The organism is Haloferax sp. AB510, assembly GCF_024136985.1.
In the GTDB taxonomy this organism is placed as follows: domain Archaea; phylum Halobacteriota; class Halobacteria; order Halobacteriales; family Haloferacaceae; genus Haloferax.
Genome location: NZ_JAMYJY010000009.1, coordinates 23,265 through 43,193, shown reverse-complemented (window position 1 = coordinate 43,193; position 19,929 = coordinate 23,265). Strand labels below are relative to the sequence as shown.

19 protein-coding genes, 1 tRNA gene and 1 pseudogene are annotated in these 19,929 nt (G+C 67.2%); 15 read left to right on the top strand and 6 right to left on the bottom strand.

Translation table 11 applies throughout. The features are described from left to right. Positions 1–52 precede the first annotated feature (52 nt). Positions 53–961: a pyridoxal 5'-phosphate synthase lyase subunit PdxS gene (gene pdxS / locus NKF06_RS03220; RefSeq protein WP_058827715.1), complete on the top strand. Its 909-nt coding sequence runs from the start codon at positions 53–55 to the stop codon at positions 959–961. Between the two features lie 73 nt (positions 962–1,034). Here the strand turns inward: pdxS and NKF06_RS03215 are convergent, their stop codons facing one another. The 3 genes and pseudogenes from NKF06_RS03215 to NKF06_RS03205 form a co-directional block, all read right to left on the bottom strand. Next, complete coding sequence (locus NKF06_RS03215) at positions 1,035–1,526, bottom strand: universal stress protein (protein WP_253244500.1); 492 nt, start codon at positions 1,524–1,526, stop codon at positions 1,035–1,037. 133 nt (positions 1,527–1,659) lie between these two features. Then, positions 1,660–2,540: pseudogene (locus NKF06_RS03210) on the bottom strand (homoserine kinase). A gap of 66 nt (positions 2,541–2,606) precedes the next feature. Then, positions 2,607–4,385, bottom strand: coding sequence for a histidine kinase N-terminal 7TM domain-containing protein (locus NKF06_RS03205; protein ID WP_253244499.1), 1,779 nt, complete (start codon positions 4,383–4,385; stop codon positions 2,607–2,609). 97 nt (positions 4,386–4,482) lie between these two features. Here NKF06_RS03205 and NKF06_RS03200 point away from each other — a divergent pair, with 97 nt between their 5' ends. The 3 genes from NKF06_RS03200 to NKF06_RS03190 all read left to right on the top strand — a co-directional run bounded on the left by NKF06_RS03200 (position 4,483) and on the right by NKF06_RS03190 (position 8,097). Next, the gene (locus tag NKF06_RS03200; protein ID WP_253244498.1) at positions 4,483–5,796 is read left to right on the top strand and encodes an NAD(P)/FAD-dependent oxidoreductase; all 1,314 of its coding nucleotides are present in this window, start codon (positions 4,483–4,485) and stop codon (positions 5,794–5,796) included. Between the two features lie 160 nt (positions 5,797–5,956). Beyond that, on the top strand, positions 5,957–6,616 hold the full coding sequence (locus tag NKF06_RS03195) for a TetR/AcrR family transcriptional regulator (protein WP_058827710.1): 660 nt from the start codon (positions 5,957–5,959) through the stop codon (positions 6,614–6,616). Then, positions 6,613–8,097, top strand: a complete 1,485-nt coding sequence (locus NKF06_RS03190) for an MATE family efflux transporter (protein ID WP_058827709.1) — start codon at positions 6,613–6,615, stop codon at positions 8,095–8,097. The genes NKF06_RS03195 and NKF06_RS03190 overlap by 4 nt, the downstream gene beginning before the upstream one ends. A gap of 27 nt (positions 8,098–8,124) precedes the next feature. On the opposite strand, the gene NKF06_RS03185 is transcribed toward NKF06_RS03190, so the two are convergent. After that, positions 8,125–8,727 (bottom strand): DUF6149 family protein, encoded by a 603-nt coding sequence (locus NKF06_RS03185; protein WP_253244497.1) that lies wholly within the window; start codon positions 8,725–8,727, stop codon positions 8,125–8,127. Positions 8,728–8,874: 147 nt separating this feature from the next. On the opposite strand from NKF06_RS03185, the gene NKF06_RS03180 reads away from it, so the two are divergent. From NKF06_RS03180 to mptA, 6 genes are all read left to right on the top strand, one after another. Continuing rightward, positions 8,875–9,783, top strand: a complete 909-nt coding sequence (locus NKF06_RS03180) for a winged helix-turn-helix domain-containing protein (RefSeq protein ID WP_253244496.1) — start codon at positions 8,875–8,877, stop codon at positions 9,781–9,783. Between the two features lie 88 nt (positions 9,784–9,871). After that, positions 9,872–10,258: a hypothetical protein gene (locus NKF06_RS03175; protein WP_253244495.1), complete on the top strand. Its 387-nt coding sequence runs from the start codon at positions 9,872–9,874 to the stop codon at positions 10,256–10,258. Positions 10,259–10,365: 107 nt separating this feature from the next. Beyond that, positions 10,366–11,607 carry an FAD-dependent oxidoreductase gene (locus tag NKF06_RS03170; protein ID WP_253244494.1) on the top strand — a complete coding sequence of 414 codons (1,242 nt, stop codon included), beginning with the start codon at positions 10,366–10,368 and terminating at the stop codon, positions 11,605–11,607. 198 nt (positions 11,608–11,805) lie between these two features. Further along, positions 11,806–12,045, top strand: a complete 240-nt coding sequence (locus NKF06_RS03165; protein WP_253244493.1) for a hypothetical protein — start codon at positions 11,806–11,808, stop codon at positions 12,043–12,045. A 153-nt stretch (positions 12,046–12,198) separates the two neighbouring features. After that, the gene (locus NKF06_RS03160; RefSeq protein WP_004975410.1) at positions 12,199–12,594 is read left to right on the top strand and encodes a hypothetical protein; all 396 of its coding nucleotides are present in this window, start codon (positions 12,199–12,201) and stop codon (positions 12,592–12,594) included. Between the two features lie 81 nt (positions 12,595–12,675). Then, entirely contained in the window at positions 12,676–13,602 is a 927-nt protein-coding gene (gene mptA / locus NKF06_RS03155; RefSeq protein ID WP_253244492.1) for a GTP cyclohydrolase MptA, read from the top strand. Positions 13,603–13,653: 51 nt separating this feature from the next. Here the strand turns inward: mptA and NKF06_RS03150 are convergent, their stop codons facing one another. Both NKF06_RS03150 and NKF06_RS03145 read right to left on the bottom strand, forming a co-directional pair. Beyond that, the gene (locus NKF06_RS03150) at positions 13,654–14,457 is read right to left on the bottom strand and encodes a TrmB family transcriptional regulator (protein WP_253244491.1); all 804 of its coding nucleotides are present in this window, start codon (positions 14,455–14,457) and stop codon (positions 13,654–13,656) included. Between the two features lie 74 nt (positions 14,458–14,531). Then, positions 14,532–16,190, bottom strand: a complete 1,659-nt coding sequence (locus NKF06_RS03145; protein ID WP_058827702.1) for a DUF255 domain-containing protein — start codon at positions 16,188–16,190, stop codon at positions 14,532–14,534. 172 nt (positions 16,191–16,362) lie between these two features. Between NKF06_RS03145 and NKF06_RS03140 the strand changes: the two genes are divergently transcribed. The 5 genes from NKF06_RS03140 to NKF06_RS03125 all read left to right on the top strand — a co-directional run bounded on the left by NKF06_RS03140 (position 16,363) and on the right by NKF06_RS03125 (position 19,911). After that, positions 16,363–16,962 carry an FxsA family protein gene (locus NKF06_RS03140; protein WP_058827701.1) on the top strand — a complete coding sequence of 200 codons (600 nt, stop codon included), beginning with the start codon at positions 16,363–16,365 and terminating at the stop codon, positions 16,960–16,962. Positions 16,963–17,145: 183 nt separating this feature from the next. Continuing rightward, positions 17,146–17,219, top strand: a tRNA-Ile gene (locus NKF06_RS03135). Between the two features lie 326 nt (positions 17,220–17,545). Next, the gene (locus NKF06_RS03130; protein WP_058827700.1) at positions 17,546–17,734 is read left to right on the top strand and encodes a hypothetical protein; all 189 of its coding nucleotides are present in this window, start codon (positions 17,546–17,548) and stop codon (positions 17,732–17,734) included. 182 nt (positions 17,735–17,916) lie between these two features. Beyond that, positions 17,917–18,045: a hypothetical protein gene (locus NKF06_RS20970; RefSeq protein WP_004042243.1), complete on the top strand. Its 129-nt coding sequence runs from the start codon at positions 17,917–17,919 to the stop codon at positions 18,043–18,045. A 183-nt stretch (positions 18,046–18,228) separates the two neighbouring features. Continuing rightward, positions 18,229–19,911: a DUF3604 domain-containing protein gene (locus NKF06_RS03125; protein WP_253244490.1), complete on the top strand. Its 1,683-nt coding sequence runs from the start codon at positions 18,229–18,231 to the stop codon at positions 19,909–19,911. Positions 19,912–19,929 lie beyond the last annotated feature (18 nt).

Below are 19,929 nucleotides of genomic sequence, written 5' to 3'. Positions count from 1 at the left end.
TGTTGACGGATGGAAGCGACCGCTTAAGTAAACCCAGTCGCAAGCGACGGATATGCCAGAGGAGACCGACCTGGAGGAGCTTCGGCGCGGGACCGAACTCGTCAAGCGCGGGTTCGCCCAGATGCAGAAGGGCGGCGTCATCATGGACGTCGTCAACGCAGAGCAAGCGAAAATCGCGGAAGAAGCCGGCGCGGTCGCCGTCATGGCGCTCGAAGCCGTCCCGGCCGACATCCGCAAGCGCGGCGGAGTCTCCCGGATGGCCGACCCCGAGACGGTCAAGGAGATTATCGACGCCGTCTCCATCCCGGTGATGGGGAAGGCCCGTATCGGCCACTATACCGAGGCGCAGATTCTCGAATCAATCGGCGTCGACATGATAGACGAGAGCGAGGTGCTCACCCCGGCGGACAACGACTACCACATCGACAAGCGCGAGTTCACCTCGCCGTTCGTCTGCGGCGCGCGCAACCTCCCCGAGGCGCTCCGCCGCATCAACGAGGGCGCGGCGATGATTCGCACCAAGGGCGAGGCCGGCACCGGCGACGTGAACCAGGCGGTCACGCACCAGCGCACCATCAAACACCAGATTCGCAGCCTGACGGGACTCAACTTCGACGAGCGCGAGAAGTGGGCCCGCGAGCACGAAGCGCCCGCCGAACTCGTCCACGAGACGGCCGAGATGGGTCGCCTGCCCGTCGTCAACTTCGCGGCCGGCGGCATCGCCACGCCCGCGGACGCCGCGCTCATGATGTACCACGAGTGCGACGGTATCTTCGTGGGCTCCGGCATCTTCGGCGCGGAGGACCCAGAACAGATGGGCGAGGCCATCGTCGAGGCCGTCAACAACTGGGACGACCCCGACACGCTCGCCGACATCGCCTCCGGCATCGGCAAGGGCATGAAAGGCGAGGCGAACGTCGGCATGGCCGACGAGGACAAGCTGCAGGGCCGCGGCGTCTAACCGGCGAAACCCGTCGACGACCGGCCGTCTCGGTTTTCGATTCGATTTTTTCCGACTCGGCGCGCCGCCCGCTTCAGGCGAGGAGTCCCGACTTACCCTTCGCGTCGTCCGACGACTCCTCGCCGAGGAGGACGGTGACCGGGCCGTCGAAGTTGAGCATGACCGACTGCGTCAGGTCTCGGGAGATGAGCTTGCCGGCGGGCGAGCGGCGGCGACCGGAGATGAAGAGATGGTCGCAGCCCTCCCAGCGGGCCGTTTCGAGGATGGTGTCGGCTTCGGGACCGATGTCGGCGACGATGCGGTAGTCGAGGTCCAGGCCCTCGAACGCCTCGCGGGCGACGCGCTTGGCCCGACGGGTGGCCGATTCGACAGCCTGGTCGATGCCGTAGACGACGTCAGAGGAGCCGACGCTGGCGAGCGCCGAGCGGGTCTGTTCGAACTCCTCGTCCGGGAGGACGGTGAGGACGATGAGTTCCGCGCCGCTGCCGGCGGCCAGTTCGCCGGCCTCGCGGAGGATTCGTTGCGACCGTTCTTCGGGGGAGACGACGACGAGTGCTCGTTCCATGGTTCGAATATATCGTGATAGTGAGAAAAGTCTTCTCGGAATCGTGTTACCACCGACCGCGACAACGCGTTACAGTGGCTCAGGAGCGGAAAGAGGCGAGAATAGCGTGTGCGAGTGGTTCTCTCTGTACAACTCAGAGTTCGAATACTTCAGCGCCGCGACCGACCCGCGTCTTGTAGGCGCGGGCGGCCACGTCCGCTTCGTCGAACGCTTCGAGCATCGCCCCGGCGACGCGGGTGCGGTCGGCCGCTTGGCAGACGCCGAGGACCGAGGGACCGGCACCGGAGACGGTGACGCCGGACGCGCCCGCGTCCAGGGCGGCCTCGCGGACCGCGTGGTAGCCGTTGATGAGTTCCGCCGCGCGGGCGTGACGACGCGGTCGTCCATCCCCGCACCGACGAGGTCGGCGTCGCGGCGGCACATCCCGACCGCGAGGGTCGCCGCTCGGCCGACGGTGTGGACCATGTCCTCGATGCTGGCGTCGCTCGGGACGACTCGTCGGGCGTCGCGGGTCGAGACCGCGATTTCGGGGAGGCAGGCGACGAGCGGGATGTCGGCGTCGACGGTCGTGACACCCTCGTCGGTCGCGACGGTGAACCCACCGAGGAGCGCGGGCGCGACGTTGTCAGCGTGGGCCTCGCCGGAGACGACCGCCTCGCCCTCGGCGGCGACGGGGACGAGTTCCTCGCGCGAGAGGCCGCGGTCGTACAGCTCGTTCAGTGCGACGGCGGCGGCGGCCGAGCTCGCCGCCGACGAGCCGAGTCCGGACGACGGGCGGACGCCCTTGTCGATGCGGATGTGTGCGGGGGCGTCGAGCGCCTCCGCGACCGCGCCGACGACGTTCCGGTCGGGGTCGGTCGGGATGTACTGGCTGCCGACGCCGGTCACTTCGATTGTCGTCCGGTCCGCCCGTTCGACGTGAACGATGTCGGCGGGGCGGTCGAGAGCCACGCCGAAAACATCGAACCCACTTCCGAGGTTGGCGCTCGTGGCGGGTGCGCGGACCGTAACCATGCCCCGCTGTTGCCTTATCGCAGATAAAAATGTGGCGAACGTCGCAACCGACCCCTCGCCGCGCGCTCAGTCGCTCGTCGACTGCTCCGCGTTCGCGGGCTCGGGGTCGCTCTCGACGCCGGTGAACTCGAACCGCGCCCCGCCGGCGTCCGACTCGCCGAGGCTGACCGACCAGCCGTGGGCGTCCGCAATCGTCTTGACGATGGGCAGGCCGAAGCCGGTTCCGTTCTCGTGGGTCGTGTACCCCCGCTCGAACACGTCCGCTCGCTCGGACTCCGGAATGCCCGACCCGTCGTCTTCGACGTAGAAGCCGTCGTCGAGCGCGCCGATGGTGACGGTGAGCGCGTCGTCGTCTTCGCCGCCGTGTTCCACAGCGTCGTCGGGAGCATCCCGGCGGCCCGTCGAGCCGTGCTCGACGGCGTTCCGAAACAGGTTCTCGAACAGCTGTCGGAGTCGGCCTCGGTCGGCGGCGATAGTGCGGTCGACCTGAACGTCGAGGGCCGCGTCGCCGACGACCGTGCCGTCCCACGCCTCCTGTGCGACCGTTCGCAGCGCGACCGGCGTCACGTCGGTGAGCGTCTCGCCCTCCCGAGCCAGCGTGAGCAGGTCCTCGATGATGTTCTCCATCCGGTCGTGGGCCTCCTCGATTCGCTCGAAGTACTCCTCGTCGCCGGTCTCGGCTGCGAGTTCGAGGTAGCCGCGGGCGACGGTGAGCGGATTCCGCAGGTCGTGGGAGACGACCGACGCGAACTCGTCGAGCCGCTCGTTTTGGCGTTCGAGCCGCCGCTCGCGTTCGACCCGTTCGGTCACGTCGCGGACGAGGACGAGCGTCCCGGTCATGTTCGACTCGTCGCCCAGCGGCGTCGTCTCCACGAGGAGGGCGCGCTCGCCGTCGTCCGTCGGGACCGTCGTCTCCACCTCCGCGTCGGACTCCGGAACGCCGTCGAGCGCGTCGACGAGTTCCGCGGGGAGAACGCGCACGACGGACTGTCCGTAGGCGTCCGAGAGGGGAAGCGAGAGGAACTGCTCGCCCGCGGGGTTGACGTCGATGACGCGCCCGTCATTGTCGAGGACGAGCGCGGCGTCGTGCATCGATTCGACGGCCGACTCCCACGCGACGGGGACGAGCGTGAACAGCCGGTGTCGGAAGACGCTCCAGGCGACTGCCCCCGAGGCGACCGAAAAGGCCAGCACGGGGATGTTGAGTCCCGGGGTCGGACTCAACCCGGTGACGTACACCAGACCCCCGACCGCGGGGATCAGGCCGCCGCCGAGGAGACCGAGCGTCTGTTTCCGGTACACGCCGTCGGACCGAAAAGACGTCTGGACGAGCGCACCACAGCCGAGCAGGATGAGCACGTAGGCGTAGACCATGAAGCCGGCGAACGCGACCCCGTGTTCGTTCACGAGGACGACGAACCCGTGGTCGGCGTTGAGCCAGAGGTCGGTCCAGATGAGGCCGTGCCACGGGTTCGTCAGCACGAGCGCGACGACGGCGACCGGCACGGACCCGAGCGCCGCCCACGCGACTCGGGACTCCAGTTTCACGCCCGCGTGGCGCACCACGTAGGCGAACCACAGGAGCGGGAGCGGCGCAATGCCGAAGTAGCCGAGTTGGTTCAACAGCACCTTCACCGAGAAGTCCGTGACGGACAGTTCGAGCGCGTACGTTCCCATCCAGAATCCAGACGCGAACAACAGAACCGCGCCGAGGGTCGCACCGGGGACGAGTCGGCGCGCCGTCCGGCGGCGAAAGAGGTAGGCGGCGAGAACGACGAAGATGACCGCACCGACCCCGATAGGGATCGTGTATGGCGTCGCCTGCCAGTACGGAGCGCCGTGCATGCCCGGTGTTCAGTCGAGCGGGGTTAAAAACACCACCCGTCATTTCCGAAGCCGGCTAATCAGAAAGGACTTTCAGCCGGACCTCGAACGTCCGAGCATGATAGGCATCGTCGGCGGCGGCATCGCGGGCCTCGCCGCGGCGTACCGACTCCAGAACCGGGGTCACGACGTTCGAGTCTTCGAGGCGGCCGACTCCCTCGGCGGCCTCGCCGCAACCTACGACACGAAGGGCGACGACATCGAGAAGTTCTACCACCACCTCTCGAAGTCCGAAGAAACCATCGTCGAACTCGCCGCGGAACTCGGCCTCGAAGACGACCTTGAGTGGCGCATTGGCAAGAACGCCTACTACGTCGACGGCGTCGTCCACCCGCTCGACACCGCGTGGCAGATCGCCGCCTACCCCCACATGAGCCTCTACGACAAGTTCCGCCTCGGGATGCTCACCCTCGGCGTCGACGTGCGCGGGGGTATCCCCGACTTCGACGCCTACGAGGAACTCGCCGAGTACGAACACACGCCCATCGAGGAGTTCGTCGTCGAGCACACCACCCGCGGCGTCTACGACAACTTCGTCGACCCGCTCTTGGACGGGAAATTCGGCGAGCGCAAACACGACGTGTCGGCGTCGTGGTTCCTCGGACGCGTTCGCTTCCGCGGCGAGCGCGACCTGCTGCGCGGCGAGAAACTCGGCTACTTCGACGGCGGCTTCGCCCCCTTCATCGACGCGCTGGTCGAGGCAGTCGGCCGCGAGCACATCGAGACCGGCGCGCGCGTGACCGAACTCGACACCGACGGCGAGGCGGTCTCGACGCTGACGGTCGACACCGACGACGGGACCGAGACACACGAGGTCGAGTCGGTCGTCGTGGCGACGATGCCGAACGTGCTCGAAGACCTCACGGGCTTCCCCTGCGACATCGACTTCCAAGGCGCGGTCTGCGGACTGGCGACCATGTCGGAGTCGCTGATGGACACCTACTGGCTCAACATCGCCCACGACGCCCCGTTCGGGTCGCTCATCGAGCACACGAACTTCGTGCCGAAAGAGCGCTACGGCGGCGACCACCTGCTGTACGTCGCGAGCTACGTGCAGGGGCCGCACGAAGAGCTCTGGCAGATGAGCGACGAGGAGGTCGAAGACGTGTGGTTCGACGAGATAGTGGACATGTTCCCCGAGTTCGACCGCTCGGCGGTCGAGGAGTTCGAAATCGCCCGCAATCCGCGGGCCGGGCCGGTGTACGAGCGGGGCTACCTCGACCTCGTGGTGCCGTACGACCTCGGCGACGACGTGGCCGAAGGTGTCTACTACGCGGGGATGGCGTCGGAAGCGCAGTACCCCGAACGGTCGCTCAACGGCGGCATCGTCGCCGGCTACGAGGTCGCTGACCGTATCGACCGCAGCCTGTAGCGCGACCGTACCGCCGACTCTCTCGGACTCTTTTCTGACTTCTCGCGGTGGGTCGTCCCACAGCGTGCCGTCGCGTCTCGTGGCTCCCCATCGCACACTTACCGGCAACTTGTTTCTCGTTCGCAACTTCTTTTTAAGTAGCTGACTGACTAGTCAGTTAGTGAGTGCAGACGAAACGCCGGACCAGTCGGTCCCCGACGAGGTCCACGAAGAACTGATGGCCGCGACCTACCGGGCGCTGTGCGCCCACGGCTACGCGGACCTGACGATGCAACGAATCGCCGACGAGGCCGGAAAGAGCAAGTCCCTCCTCCACTACCACTACGGGACGAAACAGGAACTGCTCGTCGCGTTCCTCGGCTACCTGTTCGACCGCTTCGAAGAGCGGGTCGCCGCGACCGAGGGCGACGCCCCCGAGACCCGCCTCCGGGTCCTCCTCGATAAGATGGTCCCCGACGGCGACGACGACGGCGACTACGACCGCTTCGGGCTCGCCCTCAACGAACTGCGGACGCAAGCCCCCTACGTCGAGGCCTACCGCGAGCAGGTCGCCCGCAACGAGGCGGTCATCCGTCGCCGGCTCGCCGACATCATCCGTGAGGGTGTCGAGAAAGGACACTTCCGCGAGGTCGACGCCGACCGAACCGCGTCGCTCCTCTTCGCCGCACTCGACGGCGCGCGCCTCCAGCGCGTCGCCGTGACCGACCCCTCGGGAACCGAGACGGCGAGTCAGTCCGCGTTCGACGCGCCCATCGAAGTCCGCGCCGCGCTCGACGAGTTCGTCGTCGAGAACCTCGTGCGCGAGGAGGGCGACGAATGAGCGCGAAGGCCAAGGACGTCAACCTCGTCGACGGCGACCTCGTCAAGCCGATGTTGGTGCTGTCGCTCCCACTCGTCTTCTCGCAGATCATGCAGGTGGCGTACAACCTCGCCGACACGTTCTGGGTCGGCCGCGTCGGCTCCGAGGCCGTCTCGGCGCTGTCCTTTTCGTGGCCGCTCGTGTTCCTCATGATCTCGTTCGGCGGCGGGTTCACCGTCGCGGGGACGGTCCTCGTCGCCCAGAACAAGGGCGCGGGCAACCACGACGAGGTCGACCACGCCGCCGGCCAGACCCTCGGGTTCGTCATCCTGCTTTCGGCCGGGTTCGCGCTCATCGGCTATCTGCTGACGCCGATACTGCTCCCGCTCATCGGGACGACGCCCGGCACCGAGGTCCACCAGTTGGCGGTCGACTACACGCGCACCATCTTCCTCGGCGTCGCGTTCATGTTCGGCTTTTTCATCTTCCAGGCGCTGCTCCGCGGGTGGGGCGACACTAAGACGCCGATGTACCTGATGGGTCTCGGCGTCGTCATCAACGTCTTCCTCGACCCGTTCCTCATCCTCGGGTTCAACGCGAACCCGATATTCGGCCTCGTCGGTCTCGAAGGCCTCGGACAATCGCTGTTCGCCGCCACCGGCTTCACCGGCTTCGGCGTGCAGGGTGCGGCCATCGCCACGGTGTTCTCCCGCGGCGTCGGCGCGCTCGTCGGGTTCTGGCTCCTACTGTCGGGCCGGGTCGGCATCAGCCTCTCGCCGCGCGACCTGATTCCGGAGCGCGAGATGGTCGAACGCATCGTCCGCATCGGCGCGCCGTCGAGCATCGAGCAGTCGACCCGCGCGCTCGGCGTGACCGCCCTCACGGCGCTCGTCGCCTACGCCGCCGTCAACGCTGGCGGGGCCAGCACTGAGACCGCGGTCGCCGCGTTCGGTATCGGTAACCGTCTCAACTCCCTCGTGTTCCTGCCGGCCATCGGACTCGCGCAGGGCACCTCGACGGTCGTCGGGCAGAACCTCGGCGCCGACCAGGCCGAGCGCGCCGAACGGGCGGTGTTCTGGGGCGTCGGTATCATCGTCACCGCGCTGGTGTTCGTCTCCGCCGCCGCCTACCTGTTCGCCGAACCCATCGTCGCGGTGTTCATCCCCGGCGAGGAGGCAGTCATCGCCATCGGCGTGGACTACCTCCGCATCATCGGCCCGACGTTCCTGTTCCTCGGGGCGTTCAACGTCGTCAACGGCGGGTTCCGCGGGAGCGGGTCCACCCGGACGGCGATGGTGTTCTCGCTCATCTCGCTGTGGGTGCTGCGCATCCCGGCGGCGTTCGTGCTCGTGGAGTTCTTCTCCATGGGCCCGACCGGCGTCTGGTACGGTATCGCCTTCTCGAACGTCGGGGTGGCGCTGCTCGCGTTCGCGTGGTTCACCCGCGGGACGTGGAAAAACAGCGTCGTCGATGTCGGTCCCGCCGTGCCGACCGACGATTAGAATCGACCCGACTTCGCGCGGCTTCTTTTATGCGGTCTTCTCGTCGGTGCCGTCGACGTCCTGCATCCCCGGCGCGGCCGACACGTCCACGTCCTCGGGTTCGTCGGCCCCGCCGACTTCGACCTCGCCCGAGTCGTCTTCGACGTACACGTCGTCGGCGAAGCCGCCCTCCGCGTGGGGGTGGTCCGGGTCGTCCAGCTTGTCGAGCGTCGCGGGGGCGTCCGGGATATCGATGGTCCGGAACTCGCCGAGCGGGTCCGCGATGTCGATGCTGTGGCGCTCGAAGAACTCCTCGTAGCGCTCGTAGTGGGCCTCGATTTCGTCGACCGGAATCTCCATCATCTCCGTCCAGCCGTGGTTGTAGAAGTCGAAGTTGGCCTGCACGTGGGTTATCTCGCGGGCCTCGGCCTCGGGGAAGCCGGCGTCGAGCGCCGCGAGGTAGGTGTCGAACGTGCACTCGAAGAACGCCGCCATGTGGGCTTCGCGCTCCTCTCTGCGGTCGGGGTCCGCGCGCTCGCCGAAGATGCGAACGTGGAGGTCCACCATCTTCTCGGTGGCGATGTCGCCGATGACCGGCATGGTGAGGGCCTTCTTCGTCGCGAAGTGGCGGATGTTCTGACGAATCTTCATTTCGTCGTTCGCTTCGGGTCGGATACACCTAAAGACCACGTCTCCGGGGGCGGCGGCGCGCGGTCCGGGCGCAGTCGCGATGCGCGCTGGGGTACTGAACGAGTCTTGACGACGTGATTTAATGCGGTTCGCCCGCATGTGGGTGGTATGAGCGACTCCGCATCCGTCCGCGAGGACTCGGTCCTCGAGTGCGACGACTGCATCTCGCCGGCCGAAGCGTTCGGCATCGTCGCCGACGAGACCCGACTCACCATCCTCGAAGCGCTCTGGGAGTCACCCGACCGACCCGTCCCCTTCTCCGAACTCCGCCGACGGGTCGGCGTTGACGACAGCGCGCGGTTCAACTACCACCTCGGGAAGCTCCGCGGCCAGTTCGTCCGCAAGACCGACGACGGCTACGACTTCCGCCACGCCGGCGAGAAGGTCGTCCGCGCCGTGCTCGCTGGGACGTTCAACGAGGACCCCGTCCTCCCCGCCTTTTCGGCACCCGGTTCCTGCGTCGCCTGCGGCGGGTCGCTCGAAGCCGACTACGGCGACGAGAAACTCACCATCTCCTGTGCGGACTGCGCGCGGACCCACGCCCGCGAGGAGTTCCCGCCCGGCGGCCTCGAAGGGCGCACCACGGAGGCGCTCCTATCCGCGTTCGACCAGCGCGTGCGACACCTCCACTGCCTCGCCGCCGACGGCGTCTGCCCCGAGTGCGGCGGGACGACGAGCACCTCGCTGTCCCGCGACGCCGACCCGTTCGACCTCGACGTGGTCGTGACCCACCGCTGCGGTCAGTGCGCCTACGAGGCCGTCTCGCCCGTCGGGCTGGTCCTGCTCGACGAGTCGACCGTCCTCGGCTTCCTCTCCTCGCGGGGGCAGGACGTGTGCGGAACGCCCTTCTGGCGGTTCCCGTGGGTCGTCGGCGACGAGGCACTCACCGTGGTCTCGGAGGAGCCGTGGCGCGTCCGCGTCCGCATCGAACACGGAGACGAGGCGCTCGTCGTCGACCTCGACGACGAACTCTCGGTCGTCGACTCCGCGGTCGAAGCTGTCGAGAAGATTGCATAAGCGCGCTACGGTAAGCCCGCTTACAGAAATGTAATTCAGATTATCCTTTTGGTGTCGGCGGTCGTCTCTCCAAACGAGGAGAACGACCATGTTCGACGATATCCACTTCGGCCGCGGCGACGTACGAGAGACGGTCCCGAGCCGGTTCAGAACGCTCTCAGAGACGGGGCTCGTCGCGGTCGCGGCGGTCCTCGGCGTCGTCGTGGCCACCGCGGTCGCGACGCTCGTCGCCCCGCTCGCGCCCGGTCTCGGTCTCGTGGCGCTGTTCTTGGGCTGGCCGCTCGGTTTCGCCGCCGGCGTGGCCGGCGTTCGCGGAGCCGTCCGCATCGCCGCCACCAGTAGCGTTTCCGGTCGCGTCCGCGGCTTTGCCCGCGCCGCGTTCGCTCGCGGCGACGACGACGCGGAGCCGGCACCCTCGGAGTGCCCGGCCGCCGCCGACGGCGGCTTCGCCGAGCGGTTCGGTGAGACGCAGTAACAGCCGCGATTCGGCTCCCGTCTCCTTATCTCGCCCCGATTTCCGGCTGCAAAACAATCATGAGGGAGATAGCAATCCACATTAACCCCGAATACAAACGTCGGGTCATGAGCCAATCGTACGTGATCGTCGGCGACGGTATCGCCGGGGCCTCAGCGGCTGAGACACTCCGCGAAGAGGAACCCGACGCCGACATCACCATCATCACGGACGAGGGCGAACCGCTGTACAACCGCATTCTCATCAAGGAATTCGCCAAGGGCAAACTGCCCGAGGCACCCATCTCAATCCACGACGAGTCGTGGTACGACGACCGCGACGTCGACCTCGAACTCAACACGCTCGTCACGGACATCGACCCCGAGGGTCACACCATCACCGCCCACGACGGCACCGAGTACGACTACGACAAACTGCTTCTCGCCATCGGCGGCACGCCGACCCAGCTCCCCGTCGAGAACTCTGACGCCGAGGGCATCCACCACTTCTGGACGTTCCAGGACGCCCGCGACATCAAGGAACACATCGAGGGCGCGGACAACTCCGTCGTCATCGGCGCGGGCCTGCTCGGCATCGACCTCGCGGCCATCACGGCCGCCCAGGAGGTCGAGGGCAAGTACCTCATGCGCGGTAAGGCGTGGTGGCGCTACGCGCTCTCCGAGGAAGGCGCTGAAATCATCCACGAGGCGCTCCGCGAGCGCAACGTCGAACCCGTGTTCGACTCCGGCGTCGACCACTTCGAGGTCGACGACGACGACCGCGTCACGACCGCCGTCGACCCCAACGGCGACCACTACGACGCCGACTTCGTCGGCATCGCCATCGGGCTGAACTTCAACACGGAGATTCTCGGTGGCACCGACATCGAGTACGACAACGGCATCTACACGGACGAGTTCATGCGGACGAACCACGACGACATCTTCGCGGCCGGTGACATCACCGAGTTCCACGACCTCATCCTCGGCGACCGCGCCCAGAACGGTGCGTGGGGCTCCGCCAAAGAGCAGGGCACCATCGCGGCCAAGAACATGGTCGACTACGGCTCCGAGGAGTTCCGCTGGGTCTCGTCGTACTCCATCACCCACTTCGACTTCCCGTTCCTCTCGTTCGGCCACCCGACGCTCGGAGACGACCACGTCGAGGCCAAGTACTCCGACACCGAGTGGCGGCGGCTCGCCATCAAGGACGGCAAAATCGTCGGCGGCGTCCTCATCGGCGACCTCTCGCCGCAGACGAAGTACAAGAAGCTCATGCGCGAGCAGGTCGACGTCAGCGGCCAGAAGGAGGTCCTCGTGAAGCAGGACTTCCAGCTCGACGACCTCGAAGGCGCGGCGGCCGAACAGTAACTCGGGACCCGCTCCCGCTGTTTTCACCCGGCCAGCCGCGTCTGCGCGCGGCCGCCCGACCCGGCCTCGGCTCGCCGAGCGCTCGCCCGCGTTCGCGGTTCGCCCCCTCGTTCTTGGCTCTCTTTCGCCCGTCGTTACGCGCCCGCCAGTCGTCCCGCCGGCCAAACATTTATCTCCACACATGGTGTGTGTTACCACATGTCATCAAAAGACGGACAGTCGCCGTCTTCCCCAGCAGTCACCGCGCCGCCGACCGTCGTACCCGTTACCGACGTGCCGCCGGGCGCCCGGGTCCACCACTTCGACGAGTTGAGCGAGCGAACCCAACACGCGCTTGCGACCGCCAGTCCCGCCGGCCGGCTCGACATCGATACGACCACCTCGCGGCTCTCGCGAGGCGATATCGTGGTGTTCACCGACTACGTCCGTATTCAGTAATCTCTCTGCGCGCGTCCCGTCGCTCGCGTTCTCCGCCCGACCCGGTCGCCCCCGAGCCGACGGCCTCCCGCTCGCGGACGACCGGGACCGAAGTCGTTTTCCACGCGTCGCCGCCTATCGCCGGGTATGGCAACAGGTGGCGGCCAAGGAACGATGACGCTCGCGTTCGAACTCTCCGCGCTCAAGCAGCTCGGCGACCCGAACGCGGCGTTCTCGGACGCCCGGACGTGGACGAAGTACATCGGCGTGGTGAGCGAGAAGCCGACGTACGTCGTGACGAACTTCACCCGGAAAGAGCGCATCCGGCAGGACTTCTTCTCCGGACCGCGCGGCGTCAAAGAGAGCCTCGAAAACGTGATGCGCCAGTTCGACACCGACCGGCACGTCTTCGTCGGCACGTCCGACGAGGACCGCGCGGTGGCCGAGGAGACCGGCTGGGAGTACCTCCCCGTCGAGGACGCCGCCGAGGCCGCCGAGTGGGTGCTCGCCGGCGACGACGACGCCCCCGCGGACCCCTTCGAGGACGAGGGGCGCGACGACTGGCCGTAGTCGGAGCACAGCGGGGCGTTCGCCCGCGATTCTGTTCCCCTATCGAAAGCACTAATCAGCAACGGCACTTTTTATCCTTCGATGAGTCACCAGTTGCCTGACGTACAGGCCTCCCAGCCGGACGTGACCGTCGGGCTGAGCCAGGTCGGCGTCACAGGCGTCGAGAAGCTCGTCAAGATCGCCCGCGACGGGAAGCGACCCCTCGTCTTGATGGCTGAGTTCGAGGTCTTCGTCGACCTCCCCGGCGGCCGCAAGGGCATCGACATGAGCCGAAATATGCAGGTCATCGACGAGGTCCTCGAAGCCGCCGTCTCCGAGCCGGCCTACCGCGTCGAGGACATGTGCGGCGACGCCGCCGAGCGCCTCCTCGCGAAGCACGAGTACACGACGACCGCCGAGGTCAGCATGACCGCCGAACTCGTCGTCCGCGAGGACACCCCCGCCAGCGGACTCTCCACCCAGAGCACCGCACAGATTATCGCCAGCGCCACCGCGACCGACGAGGGAACCCGCGAGGAAATCGGCGCGGAAGTGGTCGGCATGACCGTCTGTCCCTGCTCGCAGGGCATGTCCGCCTCCCGCGCCCGCGACGTGTTGCAGGACCTCTCGGTCGACGACGACACCATCGAGGAGTTCCTCGACAAGGTGCCCCAGCCGGGGCACTCCCAGCGCGGTCACGCCACGCTCACCGTCGAGACGCAGGGCTCGCCCGAGGTCGACCTCATGGACCTCATCGACATCGCCCGCGACTCGATGTCGGCGCGCATCTACAACCTCGCCAAGCGCCCCGACGAGGACCACATGACCTACCACGCCCACGCGAACGCGAAGTTCGTCGAGGACTGCGTCCGCTCGATGGCCGAGATGTCCATCGACGCGCTCGAGCACCTCGACGACGACGCGGTGGTCCACATGAAACAGTCGAACGACGAGTCGATTCACCAGCACAACGCGCACGCCGAGCGCGAGGTGACGCTGGGACAGCTCCGCGACGAACTCGACGCCTGAACGGTCTCCACACCCGGAGACGACCGTTTACCGTTTTCTCTCTCCGAATCCCTACAGCGGGAGCGGTGCCGCTTCCTCCCAGCGCGGGTCGAACGTCTCTCGGAGGTCGGCGGCGAACTCGGGGTCTTTCAGGTCAATCATGGCGAACGCCTGTCCGGGGTCGAGGGGGTTCGGGACCTCGATGCAGACCTCCACGTCGTCGATGAGATTGAACACGCCCGTGACGTTCTCGGCAGTTCGCACGTGGAAATTGTCCGCGGTCGACAGCCGGTTCATGTAGCTCTGGCCGACGCTCTCGGGGAGGCTATCGACGAGGTCCGGCGACATGAGCATCGAGACATCGACCCCGCGGTCGAGCGCGGCCTCCAGTTCGTCGACGACGAGGTCGCCGACGGCGTCGAGGTCGAACTGCGGCGAGGGCGTCCCGGCGACCATCACGAGCGAGTCGTCGGCCGCCGCGAGGCGCTCGACGAGCAGGTCGATGGTCTCGTCCGCGCCGACGGCGGCCGTCCAGAACTGGTCGTGGACGGGCTCCGCGGCGTCGAGTTCGTCGGTCAACTCGGCGACGACGTTCTCGTACTGCTCGGCCTTCTCGGCCAACTCCTGACGCTTCGATTCGAGCAGGCGGTCGAGCGCCGTGTCGGGTTCGACGGCGACGTACTTCTTCGGCCGGCTAGCCGCCTGACTCCGGATGAGGTGGTACTGTTCGAGGCTGTTCAGCACGTCGTAGACGCGGCCCATGGGGACGTCGCTGGCGCGCGATAACTCCTTGGCCGTCGTCGCGCCCGTCCGCAGGAGCGCGCGGTAGGCACGGGCCTCGTACTCGGACAACCCGAGGTCTCGCAGACTGGTCATGCACCGTCCGTCACGTTTCTCCTTGATAAACAAACCGGATGTTTACACCCGCTTTCGGTTGCCGCCGGTCGCGGTCAGGCGTCGGGCGTGACTGAGGAGACCGCCTGCATCAACTCCTCTGGAGTGGTTGCTTCTACCGTCGTCTCGCCGGCGCTGACGCGCGCGGTCCCGGCGGCGAGGTCGTCGGCGTCAGCCTCGGGAACCACGAGCGCCTCGTGGTCCGCGACGCGGAGCGCCGCCCGGTGGAGGTCGGAGCCGACGCCGTCGTTGAGTTCCACGACAAGCGGGTCGCGGAGCAGACGTGCCGCCGCGGTCCCGTAGGCGGCAATCTGTACGCCGATTCGGTCCCACGCACCCGCGAACGCGCCGATGGTCTCCTGTGCCACCTCGCGGTAGCGCTCGTCGCCGGTGAGCGCCGCGAGGTCGAGCAGCGCGTTCGACATCTCCACGTTCCCGTCGAGCGGGCGCAGCGGCGACGACAGGAGCGCCTCGCCGCTCGCAGGGCCGTCGAGGAACGAGCCCTCGTCGAATAGTTCGTCGATGGTGGCGTCGGCGACATCGGCGGCGAAGTCGAGAAGCGGGTCGCCCGCCACCGACTCGTCGCCGAGCACCTGCCGGGCGCGGCAGGCGGCGGCGACCACGCGCGCCTGGTCTTCGAGCAGGAGCGTCTCGCCCACGTCACCGCCGGACCGGAAGTGAGTCACGACGCCGTCGTCCACGAGGTCCTCGGCAACGCGAGCGAGCGCGCGAGAGCCGAACTCGCGGGCCCGCTCGTCGTCGGTGAGCCCCGCCAGCACCAACAGCGCGTCCGCGGCGAGGGCGTTGCCGCCGGCGTAGACGGTGAGGTCGGTCCGCGGGCCGGGAGCGTTGTCGCGGCCCTCCTTGCCGAGGAGGTAGTAGTCAGTCCCCGCAGCGGGACCCATGCTCCCGGCGAAGCCGGTTCCCGTCCACAGCGAGTCGACGAGGAACTCGGCAGTTCCCGCGGCCGGGTCGAGATAAGCGTCCTCGCCGGTGTAGCGGTAGCCGTTGGCGAACGCCCGCAGGAGCGCGGCGTTCGATTCGAGCGTCTTCTCGCGGTTCGGCTTCGACCACGCGGCGTCGTCGGCGTAGCGGAAGAAGCCGCCTTCGACGGGGTCGTACAGGCCGTCGCGAATCGCGTCGAGCGACCGGAGCGCCCGGCTTCGGTCGCGCTTCAGCGCGAACTCGACGGTCCGCGGGAGCGGGAACTTCGCGGCGTCGCCCCAGCCACCGTGAGCCTCGTCGAAGGCGACTTCCAACTGGCCGGCGAGGTGCGACTCGATTCGGGGCGAGACCTCTCCCGCCGGCGGGAGGTCACCTTTGAGCGCCCGCGGGAGCCGGCCGGCGTCGGCGCCCTTCTTCTCCCACACCTCGCGCACGCGGTCGATGACCTGCCGCATGCCGTCGGGGCCGATGAACGTCGCGCCCGTGATGGGGTGGCCGTCGGGCGCGAGGAAGACGGTCGAGGGGAAGCCGCCCATGTTGTATCGCTCGCGGATGCGCGGCTGGCGGTCCACGTTCACCCGAATCGGGACGAAGTCGTCGTTGAGATTCGCCGCGATTCGCGGCTCCGCGTACGTCTCGGCGTCCATCTCGTGACAGTCCTCGCACCACGTCGCCGACAGCGACAGCAGGATTGGCTTGTCCGCCGCTCGCGCCTCGGCGAACGCGTCGGAGCCCCACTCTCGCCATTCGACGCGCGTCTCGTCGGTCATATCCACCCATCCGCGGTGGACGCGGGTAAGCGCTTCGAGCCCTCGTGACACGACCGGTCACAGTCGCCGGGTCACGCGGGTTCCTCGACGGTCGCCGCGTCCGGGGATCGAGAGACCGGCGCGCCGCGGGCGGGACAAAAGGGCTATGGGCCGCGACCCGGTAGTGTCGCCCATGCGAACGCGCACGCTGATGGCGCTCTTGCTCCTCATCCCCCTCTCCGACGCGTTGTTACTCGTGGTCGTCGCGCAGTACATCGACCTCGTGCCGACCGTCGCGCTCGTCGTCCTGACCGGGCTCGTCGGGATGCTCATCGTCCGCGCCGAGGGGCGACACACCCTCAGAAGCCTCCAGTCGAAGTTCGCTGGGGGCGACCTCCCGACGAACGAGGTCATGGACGGCGGCCTGCTCATCGCCGCGGGCGCGTTCCTCCTCACGCCGGGGCTCGTCACCGACACCATCGGCTTCCTGCTCGCCATCCCGGTGACTCGGTACCCCATCCGCGAGGTGCTCAAGCGCTTCGTCGTCAAGCCGTACCTCGACAAGCGCGCCGACGGCTTTGTCACCGGCAACGTCTGGACGACGGGCTTCCCGCAGGGCGACTTCGGTCCCGGCGGTCCCGGTGGCCCCGGTGGCTCGCCCGGCCCGAGCGGTGGAAGCGGTTCGGGCGGAAGCAGCGGGACCGGCAGTAGCGGGAGTAGCGGCGGTGACGGCGTCTACGACGCCGACCCCGACTCCTACCGGTTCGACGGCGACGGCAACGACTCCAAGTAGCGCGTCGGGTCTCTTCTCGTATCGGTTCTCGTCGGCGGGTTGCACGCACGTAGCCGCGCGATTTGCTCGCGTTTCCGGTCCCGCAATCGACCGACGACGCCGACATTCACTAACACGCACCAACGCGCCTCCGAAAAGAAAGTCTTAAAATCAACAGCGCACAACGAGTGAATGCGCTTACCTGGGCCAATAGCTCAGTCAGGTTGAGCGCTCGGCTGATAACCGGGAGGCCCGCGGTTCAAATCCGCGTTGGCCCACTCCCGTTGGCAACGATTCGTTGCCGATGCGAGTTAGGGGCTCAAACTCCCCGGCCACCCAACTTCTGCGGATACTACTGACCGAGAGAACGCCCGGTCTATCGTTCGTGTCGTCGGGACGAATCAGCGGTGAACACTCGACAGCCTCGACCGAGCACGACTGCCCCGACATAGTAGATAACTAATGTTTAACTCAAATACCTGATTGTTCCGTACAAACACACACTTGTTTGCACATACTCGTCCGAATTCATTACCACTCGGCTGGTTGGGCGGACGAATACGGAGAAAGCTATATCACGCAATAGATTGTGGTACCGAATAACATGGAATACGAACTCACCTGTCTGTACGGGTGCGGCCACACCTCCACGGCCGACTCCCGCGAGAACGTCGGCGTTCTCGTGATGGAACACATGGACGACGAACACGACACGCCCGTCGACCCGCTCGAAGCGGGGGAACTCGCGTTGAAGCGCTTCGACGGCGCGTCGCTCCGGCAGGCGCGGCAGTAGCCGACTACTCGAACTTCCGTCAGGTCTTCGAACCCGAGTTTCTCTCGAGTGTCACCATCTCGCTCGTTCGAGTGGCCGCGCTGTCTGTCGATTCCGCGGTTCGGCGAGCGACCTATCCGAACAAATTTACTCAGTTCTGTATCCCAGTAGTATTAAACCCGTACACGCCATACGTGTTGGTGATGCCAACCATCGACGTCTCCGAACACCTGTACCGCCAGATTGAGTCCGCCGCCGACGGTGAGGACCTCGACGCGGCGATGTGGAAGATGGTCGGCCGGTACCAGCGCGGTAACACGCCCGGCGACTGACAGGATTCGGACCTCCCTCGACCCCTGACCGCGCGTGCGGTCATCATCAACCCCGCTCGCCGCAACTTGCCCTGTTTGCGGCGAGTCCGTTTTCCGTTTTCTGAGCGACTGTGCCCGTGAGTGGTTTCGCCGCCGTACTCGTCGCCCTCGTCCTTCTTTAGCGACGCGTCCGTAGCCTCTCGCGTGTTCGACGCCGAACCCACCGGAACCCTCGGGAAGTTCGCGGAGACGATGCGCGTCTTCGCCGAGCGGCGGCCGTCCATCCGCGACCTGTTGCACAGTCGAACCGGGTCGTTCGACCGCGCCCACGCGGTCCTGCCGTCGACCGTCGCGGCCGGCGAATCCCTCGACCTCACGGTGCAGGTGTGGGACGAGTACGAGCGGCTGCACAGCGCGTACGACGGCGACCTGCGGGTGTCTGCGACCGACGATAGCGCGACGTATCCAGACCGCATCTCCCTCGCCGGCGACGACGAGGGATACGTCAGGCTCGCCGACGCCGTCTCCTTCGAGTCGCCCGGCGTCCACTACCTGACCTTCTCGCGGCCCGGATTCGACGAACGGTACGTCTCGAACCCCGTTTCCGTCTCCGCCGACTCCCCCGACGAGCGCGTCTACTGGGGCGATATCCACCTGCACTCGCGACTCTCGGACGGCACGGGGAACTTGAAGAAGGGGTATCGGTTCGGCCGCGACGCGATGGCTCTCGACGTCGTCGCCTACACCGACCACGACACGATGGGGTTTTTCATCCCGCCGTCGCTCCAGCGCGCCCTCATGCACGGGTGGTACTTCGACCGGTCGCGCCGCGTCGCCGACCGGTTTTACGACCCAGACGAGTTCGTGACGCTCGTCGGCTACGAGTGGACGAAACAGCCCAACTGCGGCGGCCACGTCAACGTCTACTTCGAGGACGCCGACGACGCCGTCCTTCTGGACTCTCGCGGCGGGACGACGGACACCTACGAGAAGCTCTGGAGTCGCCTCCGCGAGTTCGAGTCGACCCGCGACTCGCGGGTCGTGACGATCCCGCACCACCCGACGGAACGCATGTACCCCTTCGACTTCTCGGCCGTCGAGTACGACGACGAGCTTGCGCCGCTCGTCGAGGTGTACTCGCAGTGGGGGTCCGGCGAACGCCCGGGCGACGAGGGGAACCCGTTCCCGCTGGCGATGGGGCGCGGCGAGACCGACGAGCCGGGTCACTTCGTCCGCGACGCCCTCTCGATGGGCCATCGAGTCGGTCTCGTCGCGGGCGCGGACTACCACGGCCCGCACCCCGGCCACTCGCTCATCCACGCCGACCCGCACCTCCCTTCCGTCCGCGAGTGGGTCGAAGACGGCGTCGGCTGGTCGAGCATCTGGCGCGTCTGGAACGAACGGAGCTACCCCGGCGGCCTCTCGGCGTTCCGCGCGCCCGAACTCACCCGCGAGGCGGTGTTCGAGAGCCTCCGGAGCCGCCGCGTCTACGGGACGACCCAGCCGCACCGCATCCTCGCGTCCCTCTCCGTCGGCGGCGTCGAACCCGGCGAGAACGACAGTTCACTCCGCCTCGATGCCCGCGACGACCCCCGCGAGGTCGACGTCGAGGTCGCGGGGACCGCCCCGCTCGAACGCGTCGAGGTCGTCAAAAACGGCGAGACGTGGCGGTCGCAGGCGATTACTTCGGACCCCGACGCGCCGCTTTCGGCGTACACGACGGCTGTCTCCTGGACCGACGACGACCCGGTCGAGGGGACGGTCTGGGACGACGACCGGCGCTCGGCGGCCGACGCGTACTATCTCCGGGTCACGCAGGTCCCGCGTGACTGCGAGTTCCCCGGGACCGCGTGGGCGGGCCCGGTCTGGGTCGATCCGCCGGACTGAGCCGACGTCGCGGCGGTC

Bases quoted from the DNA above. Each gene is read 5' to 3' on its own strand.
- pdxS (WP_058827715.1), top strand. From the start codon at position 53: ATGCCAGAGGAGACCGACCTGGAGGAGCTTCGGCGCGGGACCGAACTC.
- NKF06_RS03215 (WP_253244500.1), bottom strand. From the start codon at position 1,526: ATGGAACGAGCACTCGTCGTCGTCTCCCCCGAAGAACGGTCGCAACGA.
- NKF06_RS03205 (WP_253244499.1), bottom strand. From the start codon at position 4,385: ATGCACGGCGCTCCGTACTGGCAGGCGACGCCATACACGATCCCTATC.
- NKF06_RS03200 (WP_253244498.1), top strand. From the start codon at position 4,483: ATGATAGGCATCGTCGGCGGCGGCATCGCGGGCCTCGCCGCGGCGTAC.
- NKF06_RS03190 (WP_058827709.1), top strand. From the start codon at position 6,613: ATGAGCGCGAAGGCCAAGGACGTCAACCTCGTCGACGGCGACCTCGTC.
- NKF06_RS03185 (WP_253244497.1), bottom strand. From the start codon at position 8,727: ATGAAGATTCGTCAGAACATCCGCCACTTCGCGACGAAGAAGGCCCTC.
- NKF06_RS03180 (WP_253244496.1), top strand. From the start codon at position 8,875: ATGAGCGACTCCGCATCCGTCCGCGAGGACTCGGTCCTCGAGTGCGAC.
- NKF06_RS03175 (WP_253244495.1), top strand. From the start codon at position 9,872: ATGTTCGACGATATCCACTTCGGCCGCGGCGACGTACGAGAGACGGTC.
- NKF06_RS03170 (WP_253244494.1), top strand. From the start codon at position 10,366: ATGAGCCAATCGTACGTGATCGTCGGCGACGGTATCGCCGGGGCCTCA.
- NKF06_RS03165 (WP_253244493.1), top strand. From the start codon at position 11,806: ATGTCATCAAAAGACGGACAGTCGCCGTCTTCCCCAGCAGTCACCGCG.
- NKF06_RS03160 (WP_004975410.1), top strand. From the start codon at position 12,199: ATGACGCTCGCGTTCGAACTCTCCGCGCTCAAGCAGCTCGGCGACCCG.
- mptA (WP_253244492.1), top strand. From the start codon at position 12,676: ATGAGTCACCAGTTGCCTGACGTACAGGCCTCCCAGCCGGACGTGACC.
- NKF06_RS03150 (WP_253244491.1), bottom strand. From the start codon at position 14,457: ATGACCAGTCTGCGAGACCTCGGGTTGTCCGAGTACGAGGCCCGTGCC.
- NKF06_RS03145 (WP_058827702.1), bottom strand. From the start codon at position 16,190: ATGACCGACGAGACGCGCGTCGAATGGCGAGAGTGGGGCTCCGACGCG.
- NKF06_RS03140 (WP_058827701.1), top strand. From the start codon at position 16,363: ATGCGAACGCGCACGCTGATGGCGCTCTTGCTCCTCATCCCCCTCTCC.
- NKF06_RS03130 (WP_058827700.1), top strand. From the start codon at position 17,546: ATGGAATACGAACTCACCTGTCTGTACGGGTGCGGCCACACCTCCACG.
- NKF06_RS20970 (WP_004042243.1), top strand. From the start codon at position 17,917: ATGCCAACCATCGACGTCTCCGAACACCTGTACCGCCAGATTGAGTCC.